The 14214-nt window shown below is 67.7% G+C and carries 11 protein-coding genes; 5 read left to right on the top strand and 6 right to left on the bottom strand.

Annotation, left to right across the window (positions count from 1 at the left end; all coding sequences use genetic code 11):
• Positions 1-17 precede the first annotated feature (17 nt).
• Complete coding sequence (hpaR, locus tag LGM89_RS27610) at positions 18-458, top strand: homoprotocatechuate degradation operon regulator HpaR (protein WP_039356885.1); 441 nt, start codon at positions 18-20, stop codon at positions 456-458.
• A gap of 55 nt (positions 459-513) precedes the next feature.
• Here the strand turns inward: hpaR and LGM89_RS27605 are convergent, their stop codons facing one another.
• Positions 514-1725: an SDR family oxidoreductase gene (locus LGM89_RS27605; RefSeq protein WP_226274582.1), complete on the bottom strand. Its 1212-nt coding sequence runs from the start codon at positions 1723-1725 to the stop codon at positions 514-516.
• A gap of 651 nt (positions 1726-2376) precedes the next feature.
• On the opposite strand from LGM89_RS27605, the gene LGM89_RS27600 reads away from it, so the two are divergent.
• Positions 2377-2721, top strand: a complete 345-nt coding sequence (locus LGM89_RS27600) for a DUF3564 family protein (RefSeq protein ID WP_089474731.1) — start codon at positions 2377-2379, stop codon at positions 2719-2721.
• 410 nt (positions 2722-3131) lie between these two features.
• Positions 3132-5030, top strand: a complete 1899-nt coding sequence (locus LGM89_RS27595) for a peptidoglycan D,D-transpeptidase FtsI family protein (protein WP_226274581.1) — start codon at positions 3132-3134, stop codon at positions 5028-5030.
• Between the two features lie 221 nt (positions 5031-5251).
• Here the strand turns inward: LGM89_RS27595 and LGM89_RS27590 are convergent, their stop codons facing one another.
• The 4 genes from LGM89_RS27590 to LGM89_RS27575 all read right to left on the bottom strand — a co-directional run bounded on the left by LGM89_RS27590 (position 5252) and on the right by LGM89_RS27575 (position 11104).
• Entirely contained in the window at positions 5252-6970 is a 1719-nt protein-coding gene (locus LGM89_RS27590; protein ID WP_226274580.1) for a cation:proton antiporter, read from the bottom strand.
• A gap of 209 nt (positions 6971-7179) precedes the next feature.
• Positions 7180-8592, bottom strand: coding sequence for a c-type cytochrome (locus LGM89_RS27585; RefSeq protein WP_226274579.1), 1413 nt, complete (start codon positions 8590-8592; stop codon positions 7180-7182).
• A complete protein-coding gene (locus LGM89_RS27580; RefSeq protein ID WP_089427650.1) occupies positions 8589-10367 on the bottom strand; it encodes a GMC family oxidoreductase in 1779 nt (592 codons plus the stop codon). The genes LGM89_RS27585 and LGM89_RS27580 overlap by 4 nt, the downstream gene beginning before the upstream one ends.
• Positions 10367-11104: a gluconate 2-dehydrogenase subunit 3 family protein gene (locus LGM89_RS27575; protein WP_069251416.1), complete on the bottom strand. Its 738-nt coding sequence runs from the start codon at positions 11102-11104 to the stop codon at positions 10367-10369. Before LGM89_RS27575 ends, LGM89_RS27580 begins: the two co-directional genes overlap by 1 nt.
• A gap of 604 nt (positions 11105-11708) precedes the next feature.
• Here LGM89_RS27575 and LGM89_RS27570 point away from each other — a divergent pair.
• Positions 11709-12296: an RNA 2'-phosphotransferase gene (locus tag LGM89_RS27570; protein ID WP_089458067.1), complete on the top strand. Its 588-nt coding sequence runs from the start codon at positions 11709-11711 to the stop codon at positions 12294-12296.
• Positions 12297-12305: 9 nt separating this feature from the next.
• Here the strand turns inward: LGM89_RS27570 and LGM89_RS27565 are convergent, their stop codons facing one another.
• The gene (locus tag LGM89_RS27565; RefSeq protein WP_226274578.1) at positions 12306-12722 is read right to left on the bottom strand and encodes a DUF3995 domain-containing protein; all 417 of its coding nucleotides are present in this window, start codon (positions 12720-12722) and stop codon (positions 12306-12308) included.
• A 338-nt stretch (positions 12723-13060) separates the two neighbouring features.
• Between LGM89_RS27565 and ald the strand changes: the two genes are divergently transcribed.
• Positions 13061-14176 carry an alanine dehydrogenase gene (gene ald / locus LGM89_RS27560; RefSeq protein ID WP_226274577.1) on the top strand — a complete coding sequence of 372 codons (1116 nt, stop codon included), beginning with the start codon at positions 13061-13063 and terminating at the stop codon, positions 14174-14176.
• The last annotated feature ends 38 nt before the right edge of the window (positions 14177-14214 follow it).

Raw genomic sequence — 14214 nt, 5'->3', positions numbered from 1 at the left:
GTCCTCCGCTCTCCCCGATGAACCGTACGCTCGACCACCGCAACCTGGCCATGCTGCTGCTCGAGGCCCGCGAAACGCTGATGGGTCTGTTTCGCCCCATTCTCAAGGAATTCGCGCTGACCGAACAGCAATGGCGGATCATCCGCGTGCTCGACGGCGAACCGGCGCAGGCGCTCGAAGCGGGACAGATCGCGCGGCGCTGCTGCATCCTGAGCCCGAGCCTCACGGGCGTACTGGAACGGATGGAGCGCGACGGCCTGATCACGCGCACGCGCGCGCAGGAAGATCAGCGCCGGCTGCTGGTCAGCCTGACACCGCAAAGCAGGAAACTGGTCACGGAAATCGGTCCGCGGATCGACGAGCAGTACCGGCAGCTCGAATCGCGGTTCGGCCAGGACGGCCTCGAAGACATCTATCGCGCGCTCGACCGGCTCATCGAGCTCGGCGGCAACACGTGAAAACGGCGCCCGTTCCCGCCAACCGCGGGAACGGGCGCCGGTGCGGCGCGGGCGATCAGTGCACCGCGCCGCGCATCAGTTCGGTCACGGCCACGCCGCGCGACGTGCGCATGCATTCCTCGACGTAATCGATGAACGGCAGCGGCTCGAAATCGATTTCGTCGCGCACGCGGCGATTGTCGAACACGCGATCGACCGTCGCGAATTCCCCGCAGCGCTGCAGTGCCCGGCCGATCACGCGTTCGAGTGCCGGATCGGTCCGCCCCAGCACATCGCGCACCACGAGCGGCAATTCGGCCGGCGCACACGCCGCGTAGCGCGGCGCGCCCGTCATCCCCGCCGCCTCGTCCATCGCGCGCACGATCTGCGCGACCTGCGGCGCCTCGTCGCCGGCCGACACGTGATACAGGTCGTGCGCGAGCGTCGGCTTGACGGCCAGCAGCATCGTCGCACGCGCCACGTCGTCCACCGACACGATGTCGATGCGGGTCATCGGCCGCGCGGTGAAGCGGCGCGCGGCATGCGCGAGCCGGAACATCCAGAACGAATTCGGCGCGGGCCGCGTACCGAGCACCGTGTGGCCGACCACATGCGACGGCCGCACCACGACGAGCGGCAGCCCGAGCGCCCGCAGCCGCTGCTCGGTCTCGGCCTTCGCATGCAGGTAGTCCGCCGCGAGCACCGCACCCGGCAGGCCTTCCGCGTCGCGCGCGCCGTCGTTCGCCGCAGCGGCCGCTGCTTCTTCCTGCACGATCCCGCCGCGGCCCGCATGCGCATAGGCCGTGCCAACGTACACGAAGCGCTGCAGGCGCGGCGCCCGGGCGAAGCGCTCGGCGAAGCGCACCGCATCGGCGATGTCGGCCCGCAGGTGCGCGCCGTCGGCCGGCGACGCATGGCCCGCGCAATGAATCACGTGCGTCGCGGCGGCGAGGCGCGGCGCGTCGGCGCCCTGCCACACGTCGCCGAGCGCACCGACGATCACGTTCGCATCGGTCAGGCGCGACGCCCAGTACGGCGCCAGCCCCGCGCGCAGCGCCGCTTCGCGCAGCCGCGCGACGGCGTGGCCGCGATCCTGCGCCCGCACGACGCAGACGATGCGCTCGAGCAGCCCCGCATTGACGAGCGCCGTCAGCACGGTACTGCCGATGAAGCCGGTTGCGCCGGTCAGCACCAGCCGCCCGACGTTCGCCGCCGCGACCGGTGCGCTGGCCGGCGACACGAGGCTCGTCCGCCAGTTGAGCGACAACGCGGTTTTCCAGATCAGCACGATAGTCTCCTTCGAAGAGTCGGCCGGGCGGCGCGACGCCCGCGGTTGCGGGCTGCGCACGGCTCACCGGCCGGGCCGGGGCCTGACGCGCGCCCCGGCAGTCCCGATCGGGCGTGCGGCCCGCGATCGCGTCGATCGCGTCTCTGGCACGAGGCGGCGGCAGCCGCCGAGGACGGGCGTCCGCGGCAGTGGATCGGGAAGATCCCAGTGTGGGGCCCGACCGCAGGCAAGTCTGTCCCGAAAGTTTCGTGAAAGTGTGCCGATTTGTATGGGATTGTCGGAGTGTGTCGTACCGGGCGCGCCGTCAACCTGCCCCAACATCCGACCGGCCCGCGTTTCGACGGTGCGGTGCCGCCCCGGTCGGCCCGGTTTCCCCGGCGGGTCCTGCGCGACAGATCGACGCGCCTCGCGGCCCTGTCATCCCATGTCTCGATGATCGGCCGCCCCCCATCGGCACCGCGATCGCCGGTACGCATGTGTTTGCGCGTGCCCGGCCGGAATAACCATGAATCGTCAGACGTCGTTCCATCTGAAATCGCAATGGACTCGCTATGAATTTATTGCGGATTATCACTTGCGTTTCACACCAGTCTATCTAGACTGATCAAGTCAAAACGGTCGAATGTGTCATTTTTTTAGGAGACGATCACAATGCGCCTCACCATTCGGATTAATGGCAGCGAATCGGCAACCCGGCATGCCTTCGCGGTACTGTGGGTCGATACCGACGAGGGCCTGTGGTCGCGCGAGGCACATCAGGGCATGGATCTTCCGACCTGGGGCAAGGTCCGCGACGTCGAGGGCGCAATGGCGCTCTGCGCGGCCGACAGCGGGAATGCCGTGTGCCAGTTGAAGGGGCTGTCGTTCGATGCGACCCAGCGCGAACAGGGCCCCGCGGTGCTCGCCGGCAATCACCCCGGCGCGTGGCGACTGCAGGCTGTCGATCGTTGCACGAGCGAGCCGGAATACCGGGAATTCATTTCCGTCGCCCGATAGAAATTATCGATGTAATTCGTCTGCGGTTTTCGGGTTTATTCCGGTTTCAGCGATATTCATTTCGATATTCAGCATTAACGGCGCCCCACTTCGGGGCGTTTTTCATTTTCCGGTTTAAAGAAATAACCGCGGGCCGGTCAATTGATCGCACACCGGGGGACCGGGCCTCGATCCATACCTGAAATCCCCGGCCGCCCCCCGTTCTGCACGTCGCAAGTCACCCGAGTTTCATCGTCACCTGCTTCGGGAAAATGTCGCTCACTCCCCCTTTTTCACCCGGTGTCAGCGCGCCGATACCCGCGTTTTCTCGGGGCCGGAACATACTTTCCCCACACGGCGATTACTCATTTATTACAATCGCATTATTCAGACTGACTCGCCGCCCCCGGGCGGCCCGACCCGGCCATTGCATGAGCGTGAAAAAGAAGACCCACCCCGCCGATCCGTACGCGGCCGCGACCAAGCATCCGATGCTTGCGTCACGCCTGCCGATGTGGCGCTCGAAGCTGATCGTGATCATCGTGTTCCTCGCGTTCGCCGCGCTGATCGGCCGCGCCTTCTGGGTGCAGGTCGCGAACAAGGAGTTCTACGTCGGCCAGGGTCAGAAACGCTACCAGCGCACGATCGAGCTCGATGCGACGCGCGGGCGCATCGTCGACCGCAACGGCGCGATGCTTGCCGTCAGCCTGTCGACCTATGAAATCTGGGCGAACCCGAAGCAGGTCGCCGACACCGATTACCCGCAGATCTCGAAGCTGCTCGACATGCCGCTCGTCGAGGTCAAGCGGCGCCTCGGCAACGACAAGACGTTCGTGCTGCTCAAGCGGCAGGTCGACGCGGACACCGCGGGCAAGCTCGACAAGCTCGCGATCGACGGCATCACGCAGATCGCCGATTCGAAGCGTTTCTACCCGGAAGGCGAATCGGCCGCGCACGTGGTCGGCTTCACGAACGTCGAGGACAAGGGGCAGGAAGGCGTCGAGCTCGCGGCGAATGCGCGCCTGGTGGGCACGTCCGGGCAGCGCGAAGTGATCCGCGACCGGCTCGGCCGTATCGTGTCGGACACGCGCCCGCTCGTCCCGGCACAGCACGGCGCGACGATCGAACTGACGATCGACCGCCGCATCCAGCAGCTCGCGTTCAGCCAGCTCAAGGCGGCCGTGGTCGAGAACAACGCGGTGGCCGGCAGCGTCGTGGTGCTCGACGCGCAGAACGGCGAAATCCTCGCGCTCGCGAACTATCCGACCTTCGACCCGAACGACCGCGCGCGCCTCACCGGCCAGCAGTTGCGCAACCGCGCGGTGATCGACACGTTCGAGCCGGGCTCGACGATCAAGCCGCTCGTCGTCGCGCTGTCGATCGACGAGCGCAAGGTCACGCCGAACACGATCATCAACACGTCGCCGGGCACCTACAAGATCGGCCCGGCCGTGATCCACGACACGTCGAATCACGGGTCGCTGACGGTGTCGCAGGCGCTGCAGAAGTCGAGCAACGTCGCGCTCGCGAAGCTCGCGCTGAACCTGCCTGCCGAAACGATCTGGAACAAATACCAGGAATACGGAATCGGCCGCGCGCCGGAACTCACGTTCCCGGGCGTCGCGTCGGGCCGGCTGCGCGGCTACAAGCGCTGGCGGCCGATCGAGCAGGCGACGATGGCGTACGGCTACGGCCTGTCGATGTCGCTGCTGCAGATCGCACAGACCTACACGGCCTATGCCGGCGACGGCACGCTGCACCCGGTGTCGCTGCTGAAGAACGGCACCGACCAGCAGACGATCGACGCGCATCGCGGCCACCGCGTGACGTCGCCGCAAACAGCCGCGGCGATCCGCTCGATGCTCGAGATGGCGGTCGGCGAAGGCGGCACGGGGCGCCGCGCGCGCGTCGACGGCTACCGGATCGGCGGCAAGACGGGTACCGCGCGCAAGCAGGTCGGCGCGACCTATGCGAAGGGCAAGTACCGCGCGCTGTTCGCCGGGATGGCGCCGATGAGCAACCCGCGCCTGATCGTCGCGGTGATGATCGACGAGCCGCGCGGCAAGGGCTACTACGGCGGCACGGTGGCCGGCCCGGTGTTCGCGTCGGTCACGAGCGGCTCGCTGCAACTGCTCGGCGTGCCGCCCGACGCGCCGGTCGAGCCCGAGAAGACGCCGCCGGCGAAGGCCGTTGCGCCGCAAAAGACGGTGGCTGCACCGAAAGCGGCGGCGACGCAGGCCAAGACAGCCGCGGCGCCGAAAACCGCCGCATCCCTGAAGACTGCCTCGCCATCGAGCGCGCCGGCGCAGGCAGACACGGCAGCGGGTTGATCGGCGCAGCCCGCGCGACGCGCCGCCGTCCCGGCGCGCGCGTCACGCTCCGACGGCCTCGTCGCCGCCTCGGACTTCCCCGTCATCGGGCACCGTCATTCGATCCAGGAACGCAGCGCATCATTTGAGCGTTCCCGCCGTCGCCTCCTGCCATTTTTACGCGCCTCGGCCCACCCGGGCCGCCGCGCCCTGCCCGGTCCGCGGCACGATGCCGCGCGCCGTCAATGCGCAGCGGCCGCGGCCGGCTTCGTCATCCTGCCGAGCACGTGCTCGGTCATCCCGCGCGCGAGTTCGGTCTCGCCCATGAACACGGTGCCGATCCCCTCGTTCGACAGCAGCGACGCCTCGTCGCCGCTGTTCGTGCACAGCACGACCTCGAGCGCCGGATTCAAGGTGCGCGAGATCTCGACGATCTGCCGCACGTCGAACACGTCGGGCAGCGTGACGACCAGCATCCCGGCGCGCGCGATATGCGCCTGCACGAGCACGATCGGCTCGATCGCGTCGCCCGACACGGCCGCGACACCGTCCTCACGCAGTTTCTCGACGAGCTCGCGATTCTGCTCGACGACGACATACGCGATGCCGCGCTCGTCCAGCGCGTGCGCGATTCGGGTACCGACCTTGCCGTAGCCGACGATCACGACCTGCCCGGTCAGGTGCGTCTGCGGCGTCGACATCGGCAGCGCGGCGAGCGGATCGTCGCGGGCCTCGAGCTTGCGCGCGAACGCCGAATGCTTGCGGATCCACGCGAGCGCCGGATCGATCATCGCGAACAGCAGCGTGTTCATCGCGATCGAGATCAGCGCGACGGCCAGAATCAGGCTCTGCCCCTCGGCCGACAGCAGCCCGAGCGCACGGCCGAGCCCGGCGAGGATGAACGAGAACTCGCCGATCTGCGCGAGCCCCGCGCCGACCGTCAGCGCGGTATTCAGCGGATAGCGGAACGCGATCACGAGCGCGACCGCCGCGAGCGTCTTGCCGATCACCACGATCGCCGCGACCTCGATCACGTGCAGCGGCTCCGCGAGCAGGATCTTCGGGTCGAACAGCATCCCGACCGAGATGAAGAACAACACCGAGAACGCATCGCGCAGCGGCAGCGTCTCGTCGGCCGCGCGCCGGCTGAATTCCGACTCGCGCATCATCATCCCGGCGAAGAACGCGCCGAGCGCGAACGACACGTCGAACAGCTTCGCCGCGCCGAACGCGATGCCGACCGCGGCCGCGATCATGCACAGCGTGAACAGCTCGCGCGAGCCGGTGCGCGCGACGAGCCACAGAATGCGCGGAAACACGCGCTTGCCGACCACCAGCATCAATGCGATGAACGCCGCGACCTTCAGCATCGTGACGCCGAGCGTGCCCCACACGCTGCCGCCGGCCGCCTGCGCGTCGCCGGGCGGCGTGCCGCCGAGCAGCCCCGCGACGGGCGGCAGCAGCACCAGCACGAGCACCATCACGAGATCCTCGACGACGAGCCAGCCGACCGCGATGCGCCCGTTGACCGTCTCGACCAGCCCGCGCCCTTCGAGCGCACGCAGCAGCACCACCGTGCTCGCGACCGACAGCGCGAGCCCGAACACGAGCGCTGCGCCGACGCTCCAACCCCAGGTGAGCGCGAGCCCGCCGCCGAGCAGCGTGGCCACCGTAATCTGGACGATCGCGCCGGGCAGCGCGATCTTGCGCACCGCGAGCAGATCGCCGAGCGAGAAATGCAGGCCGACGCCGAACATCAGCAGCATCACGCCGACTTCGGCGAGCTGCTGCGCGAGCGACAGGTCGCCGACGAAGCCGGGCGTGCCGGGGCCGATCACGATCCCGGCGAGCAGATAGCCGACGAGCGGCGGCATTTTCAACAGCGACGCGAAATAACCGAAGACCATCGCGAGACCGAAACCGGCCGCGAGCAACGCAATCAGGCTGACGTCATGAGGCATCCCCCCTCCCGAAGTTCTTGTAACTATTTAGTAAGGTTCAAGAACGAAAGGATAAGGGATGAGGCGGAAAAATGGCGCGCCGCCGCGAAAAATTCACGCATTGGCGCGCCTTTGCGGGGTGCAACCCCCGGCGAAACAAAAGGCGCCGCGCGGATACGGCGGCGCCTTGAAGCACATCGGACAGGCGGGGCTGACGCCCCGCCGCCCCGTCAGCGCGACGCCTGCGGGAACCGCGCGCCCGGCGGCGGTTCGGGCCGGGTCGACGGCACGCTCTTGCGCACCTTCGCGACCTGCGCGGCCGTCACGGCAGCACCCGTGTTGCCCCAGCTCGTGCGCACGAAGTTGGACACGTCCGCGACTTCCTGATCCGACAGGCGCCAGCCGAACGGCGGCATCGTGAACGTCGACGGCGCGGTGCGCGTACCCTGCAGTGCGCTGCCTTCCAGCACGACGTGGATTAGCGAGGTCGGATCGTCGCCCTGCACGACCGGGTTGCCGGCCAGCGCCGGGAACACCCGCGTGTAGCCGTGGCCGTCGCTGCGGTGGCACGCCATGCAGTTGTCGCGATAGACGGCCGCGCCCGGCTTGCTCGCGTCGCCGGTCTGCAGCGCCCTCGCGGCGGCCGCGTCGTACACGTGCGGCTGCTCGCCCTGCACGCGCGGCGGCAGCGTCTTCAGGTAGCGCGCGATCGCGTTCAGGTCGTCGTCGGTCATGTGCTGCATGCTGTGGCCGACCACGTCCGTCATCCCGCCGAACGCGGCCGTGCGCAGCGTGCGGCCCGTCTTCAGGAACTGCACGATCTCGGTTTCCGTCCACGTGCCGAGGCCCGTGCGCGGCTCGCCGCGCAGGCTCGTCGGCCCCCAGCCGTCGATCGCCGCGCCGCCGGCCAGGAAGTCCGGGCCATCCGCGTCGGTCAGCCCGCGCTCCTGCATGGTCGGCGCGCGCGGCGTATGGCACGCGCCGCAGTGGCCGAGACCCTGCACGAGATACGCCCCGCGCGCGACCACCGGATCGGTGTATGGCGCCGCGTCGAACGGCTTCGGCGTCGGCGCGAACATCTTGCGCCAGATCCCGAGCGGCCAGCGCATCGACAGCGGCCACACGATGTCGACCGCACGGTTCTCGTGCTCGACGGGCGCGACGCCGTGCATGAAGTACGCGTACAGCGCCTTCATGTCGTCGTCGGTCAGGCGCGCGTAGGACGGGAACGGCATGGCCGGATACATCGTGTCGCCGTTCTTGCGCACGCCTTCGCGCACCGCGCGCGTGAAGTCCTCGACGGTCCAGCCGCCCAGGCCCGTTTTCGGGTCCGGCGTGATGTTCGTCGAGTAGATCCCGCCGATCGGCGTGTCGAATTTCAGGCCGCCCGCGAACGGCTTGCCGCCGCTCGCGGTGTGGCAAGCGATACAGTCGCCTGCCCGCGCGAGATATTCGCCGCGCTTGATGAGCGCCGCGTCGGCGGATTGGGCCGCGGGTGCGGCCGCCGGGCCGGAAGCCGCCGCGGGCGTTGCCGGCTGCGCGAACGCCGCCGTGCCCGCGAAGCCGAACGCGGCCCAGGCCGCACCGGCCGCCAGCGCGCGCGACATCCGGCGCGCGACGTTGTGGTTCATCGTCCTCTTCATGCGGTCACCAGCGGGGCGGGATTTTTCAGGTATTGCTCGCGGATCGCACGTGCCGACCAGTAGGCCAGCGCCGCGATGATCCCGGTCGGGTTGTAGCCGATACCCTGCGGCAGCGCCGATGCGCCCATCACGAACACGTTGTGCACGTCCCAGCACTGCAGGTAGCGGTTCAGCACGCTCGTCTTCGGGTCGGTGCCCATGATCGCGCCGCCGACGAGGTGGGTCGTCTGGTACGCGCGCGAATCGAAGTGCTTGCCGAACTCGCGCGTCGACACGCTGATCGCCTTCGGCCCCATCGCCTCCGCGATCTTCTTCATCTGCCCCGTCACGTACTGCGCCATCTTGATGTCGTTGTCCTTCCAGTCGAACGTCATCCGCAGCAGCGGCTGGCCGTACGAATCGCGATAGGTCGGATCGAGGTCGAGATACACGTCACGGTACGACATGTTGGTGCCGTGCGCGTCCATCGAGATCGTGTGCGCGTAGTTGTCCTTCACCGCCTTCTTCCACGCCGAGCCCCACTGCGGCGTACCGGGCGGCGTCGCGATGCCGCTGATCGGCTTCACGCCGGCCTGGTTCACCCACAGCGGCGAGCCGCCGACGAAGCCGAGCGGGCCGTGGTCGAAGTTGTCCGCGTTGAAATCGTCCACCGCGACGCCGTTGCCGCCCGCGCCGATGAACGGATTCGTGTAGGTATCCTTGTCGAAGAACGCCTTGATCGTCGACAGGTTCTGGTACGCGAAATTGCGGCCCACGACGCCTTCGCCCGAGATCGGGTCGTACGGCTTGCCGATGCCCGACAGCAGCAGCAGGTGCACGTTGTGGTACTGGAACGCGGCCACGATCACGAGATCCGCCGGCTGGTGCACTTCACGCCCGGCCGGATCGACGTAGGTCACGCCCGTCGCGCGCTTCTTCGTATCGTCGAGGTCGACGCGTAGCACGTGGCACTTCGAGCGCAGCTCGAAGTTCGGCGCCTGCTTCAGCGCGGGCAGGATGTTCAGGTTCGGCGACGCCTTCGAGTACATGTAGCACGCGTAGCCGCTGCAGTAGCCGCAGAAGTTGCACGGGCCCATCTGCACGCCGTACGGGTTTGTGTACGGCCCCGACGTGTTCGCCGACGGCAGCCGATACGGATGCAGGCCGAGCGACTTCGCCGCGTCGGAGAAGCGCTGCGCCGAATAGGTATTGAGCTGCGCGGGCAGCGGGAAGTTGTCGCTGCGGTTCGCCTCGAACACGTTGCCGTCGCCGACCACCTTGCCGCCGACCTTGTACGCCTGCCCCGACGTGCCGAACACCTTCTCCGCGAAGTCGAAATGCGGTTCGAGCTCCTCGTAGGTCACGCCCGTGTCCTGGATCGTCATCCCTTCGGGGATGAACTTCTTGCCGTAGCGCTCTTCATAGTGGCTGCGCAGGCGCAGCTCTTCCGGCGTGATCCGGAAATGCACGCCCGACCAGTGCAGCCCCGCGCCACCCACGCCTTCGCCCGGCAGGAACGCGGCGAGCTGCCGGTACGGCAGCGCGGTGTCCTGCAGGCCGTGGCGGATCGACACGGTCGTCTTCGACAGGTCGAGGAACAGCTTCTTGCGGATGTTGTAGGTCAGCTCGTCGATCGTGTTCGGATACGCGCCGTCCGGATAGGTGTCGCGATACTCGCCACGCTCGAGCGCGACCACGTTCAGGCCCGCTTCGGTCAGTTCCTTCGCGAGAATCGCGCCGGTCCAGCCGAAGCCGACGATCACCGCATCGACATGCGGCTTTTTCTCTGCGGCCATCAGCTGCGCTCCCCGTTGATCGAGACGGGGCCGTACGGATACGGCTTGCCGTTCTGGTTGACGAAATCCATGAAGTCCGCGCGCGCGCCCGGAAAGCCGATCATCTTCCACGCGGCCATGTCGTGATTGCCGCCATGCACCGGATCGCAGAAGTAACCCTCGCGCGTGTTCTGCAGCAACTGACCGAAGAACACGCCGGGCGGCACGTCGTCGATCTGCGCGCCGCCCTTCTCCAGCGCGCCGAGCACGGTGTCGCGCGTCGGCGCGTCGAGATCCGCGAACGCCTTGCCGTGGGTCTTCTCGCAATAACGGTTGACCGCAGCGATACCGAGCCGGTAGATGTCGCGCGGCACCAGCTTCAGCTGGTAGCCGAGCTCGGGCACGCCTTGCTGGAACGGCCCCTGCATGTACCAGGTCGCGCCGTGCGCATACGGCGTCTCCATCTGGCGGTCGATGAATTCGGGCACGCCCGATTCGAGCGCGCCGGGGCCCTCGGCGTCGGCCGGAATCAGCCGGTCGACGGCGGCCTGGACGAACGCCCATTCCTTCGCATCGAAGAAGGTCGGCTTGTACGGCGCGCGTTCGGCGTTGGCCGATGCACCGGGCGCGTTGCCGGTCGTCGCGGAAGGCGACGACGAACGCAGGTCGCAGCCGGCGACCGACGCGATCGGCACGAGCGCGACCGACGTGCGCAGGAAACGGCGGCGCGAGTTGGGTTTGTCAGGTGGCGTGGACATGGTCGGATGTTGATCGTTGGGGATCGGGACCCGGACGCGCGCACTCCGCATGCGGCATGTCCGGCATGGCAGCCATGCCGCATGCGGCTGGCCGTCCTGTTCTTTCGTCTGTGTTGCGAACAACCTCGCTGCAGGCGCCGGCCATGCCATGCACGGCAGCGCCTTCATGCAGCCGCGCATCGCGCCAATTCAGGTTGCGCTGCACGGATCGGCTTCTTCGCGAGCCTTATCGTCTGACAAATGCAGGCATCTACCCGCATCTGCCCCTCATCGCTCACGACCCTCATTCAACTTAGACGCCGCATTTGCCGACAGCAAGCGCGACGTGCACGACCCTCTTGCGGGTCCGGCGACAAGTGCCGCGAATTATAGATGGAACCGGTTCCAATGAGTGTCGTATCAGTGCAATTCAATGCATCGAAAATCGCAACAATTGAAAAATCGGGGAGTCGGAATCGGCAAGGATCGCGTGAACGCCGACTGATGAGGGGCATCAGGTAGACGATTGTTGTGTGGCGAGCGGCGCCAAAGGTTGTCTCTTTCCAGCCACGCGGGGTACCGGGGCGTGCCCTTTTGCGGAGTGCTCTGGTAGCCTCCGCGTCTGATGAAACCACACCAGAAGAATGAACTGCCGGCGACCGACGCGACCGGCATCAGCCGATATCTCAGCTACCTGCTGCGCCACGCACCGCAGTCGATCGGGCTGCAACTCGACCCGGAAGGCTGGGCCGATATCGACGCACTGCTTACCGGCGTTGCCCGCCGCGGGCTCCACCTCGATCGTGCGACGCTCGAAACCGTCTGCGCGACCAACGACAAGCAGCGCTTCGCCCTTTCCGACGACGGCCATCGCATCCGTGCGGTCCAAGGCCATTCGACGCCCGTCGTGCAGCGCCGCTATCCCACCGCGCCGCCGCCCGAGCGCCTGTATCACGGCACGGCGACGCGCTTCCTGGATTCGATTCGGGTGCAAGGGCTGAAACCCGGCGCCCGTCATCACGTGCATCTGTCGCCGGATATCCGGACGGCGCTGGCCGTCGGCACACGCTACGGCGTGCCTGCGATACTCGAAGTCGATGCGCAACGCATGCATCGGCAAGGCCACACGTTCTTCGTCGCGGAAAACGGCGTATGGCTGACCGACACCGTGCCGGCGGAATTTCTTAAAGAGATCGACGGGCCCGCGCGCTGAGACGCGCGCTCACCACGGCCAGAACATCGACGCGATGGACAGCGCCAGCGCCGCGCAAAGCGGCGAGTAATACAGCGTGTCCATGCGTGCGAAACGCGACCCGCGAATCCGCTTGAAGAAGCCGACGTAACGGAAATCGCCGACGGCCCGCACCGCGAAGATCAGTGCGAACGCAACGACCGCGAACGAGATCGTGCCGGGATAGGCATTCGGCCCCAGCCAGCCGGCACGCGCGGCAACCACGCACGCGCCGCCCAGCAGCGCCACCGCGACCGCGAGCGTGCCGACGGCGGTCGGCCGCAACAGCGGCTCGCCCTCCTGCTCCGGAATGGCCGCCCCCTTGCCGCGCCGCCCGCCCAACGCCCAGTAGACGTGAACGAGCGCGATTGCGCAAAGCGTCGGCACGCTGAAATACGCTCCGGTCATGTGAGTCAATGTCCTCGTGTCGTTGTCTCGTTATCGCGATGGGTTGCCGGCAACGTTCCGGCGCGCGGCCTCGATCCGCGCCACACGTGACGATACCGAAACCCGGCACCACGTGCATTGCGACCTCCGGTCGCAACGCGCCACCCGGAACCGCGCATGTTGCGATGCAGGGCGCGCGCCGCTGCACGCGGTCCGGCCGCTTGACTTCCCTCCGCGCACTACTACCCTGATATTCCAGTACTGCGGTCGATACGCCTCTGCGCGATCGGCCGCACGTGCATCGTTCGCCGCGTTGCACACCTGCACGAAAACGATAACGAAGGCCATGGAGGCGACTCATGCTGATCGGTGTGCCGAAAGAGATCAAGAACCACGAATATCGCGTGGGCCTCACGCCGGCCGGCGCGCGCGAACTGACGCGGCACGGCCATCGCGTATTGGTGCAGCGCGGCGCGGGCACGGCGATCGGCCTGCTCGACCGCGACTATACGGCCGCGGGCGCATCGCTCTGCGACGGCGCCGACGAAGTCTTCGCGCGCGCCGACATGATCATCAAGGTCAAGGAGCCGCAGCCGGCGGAATGCGCGATGCTGCGACGCGGCCAGATCCTCTACACGTACCTGCATCTCGCGCCCGATCCCGACCAGGCGGCCGCACTCGTGAAGTCCGGCGCCGTCTGCATCGCGTACGAAACCGTGACGGGCCCCGGTGGCGGCCTGCCGCTGCTCGCACCGATGAGCGAGGTGGCCGGGCGCATGTCGATCCAGGTCGCGGCGACCCATCTCGAAAGCCCGCGCGGCGGGCGTGGCCTGCTGATGGCCGGGGTGCCCGGCGTGCCGGCCGCGCATGTCGTCGTGCTCGGCGCGGGCGTGGTGGGCACCGGCGCCCTGCAGATGGCGGTCGGCCTCGGCGCACGCGTCACCGTGCTCGATACCAACGTGAACCGGCTGCGCCAGCTCGACCTCGTCTTCGCCAACCGGATCGCGACCGTCTGCTCGAATGCACACACGATCGACGAAGCCGTGCGCGATGCCGACGTCGTGATCGGCGCCGTGCTCGTGCCGGGGGCCTCGGCGCCGCGGCTCGTCACGCGCGACATGATCGCGACGATGCGCACGGGAGCGGTCGTCGTCGACGTCGCGATCGACCAGGGCGGATGCTTCGAGACCTCGCATGCGACGACGCACGCGGACCCGACCTTCGTCGTCGACGGCGTCGTGCACTACTGCGTCGCGAACATGCCCGGCGCAGTCGCGCGCACGTCGACCTTCGCGCTGAACAACGCGACGCTCACCCATGCGCTCGCGCTCGCCGACAAGGGCTGGAAGCAGGCGATGATCGACGATCCGCATCTGCGCGCGGGCCTGAACGTGTGCGACGGACACATCACGTACGAAGCCGTAGCACTGGCGCTCGGCCTGCCCTATGTGCCGGCGGCCGGCGTACTGGCATGACGCGACCGCATTCGTGACCGGCCAGCCGCTGACGGCAC

The organism is Burkholderia sp. AU31624 (assembly GCF_020420065.1).
Classification (GTDB): Bacteria; Pseudomonadota; Gammaproteobacteria; order Burkholderiales; family Burkholderiaceae; genus Burkholderia.
This window is presented reverse-complemented; position numbering and strand designations above follow the sequence as displayed.

Excerpts from the sequence above, each read along its gene's own strand:
- LGM89_RS27595 (WP_226274581.1), top strand. The coding sequence starts at position 3,132 with ATGAGCGTGAAAAAGAAGACCCACCCCGCCGATCCGTACGCGGCCGCG.
- LGM89_RS27590 (WP_226274580.1), bottom strand. The coding sequence starts at position 6,970 with ATGCCTCATGACGTCAGCCTGATTGCGTTGCTCGCGGCCGGTTTCGGT.
- LGM89_RS27580 (WP_089427650.1), bottom strand. The coding sequence starts at position 10,367 with ATGGCCGCAGAGAAAAAGCCGCATGTCGATGCGGTGATCGTCGGCTTC.
- ald (WP_226274577.1), top strand. The coding sequence starts at position 13,061 with ATGCTGATCGGTGTGCCGAAAGAGATCAAGAACCACGAATATCGCGTG.
- LGM89_RS27565 (WP_226274578.1), bottom strand. The coding sequence starts at position 12,722 with ATGACCGGAGCGTATTTCAGCGTGCCGACGCTTTGCGCAATCGCGCTC.
- LGM89_RS27575 (WP_069251416.1), bottom strand. The coding sequence starts at position 11,104 with ATGTCCACGCCACCTGACAAACCCAACTCGCGCCGCCGTTTCCTGCGC.
- LGM89_RS27600 (WP_089474731.1), top strand. The coding sequence starts at position 2,377 with ATGCGCCTCACCATTCGGATTAATGGCAGCGAATCGGCAACCCGGCAT.
- hpaR (WP_039356885.1), top strand. The coding sequence starts at position 18 with ATGAACCGTACGCTCGACCACCGCAACCTGGCCATGCTGCTGCTCGAG.
- LGM89_RS27570 (WP_089458067.1), top strand. The coding sequence starts at position 11,709 with ATGAAACCACACCAGAAGAATGAACTGCCGGCGACCGACGCGACCGGC.
- LGM89_RS27585 (WP_226274579.1), bottom strand. The coding sequence starts at position 8,592 with ATGAAGAGGACGATGAACCACAACGTCGCGCGCCGGATGTCGCGCGCG.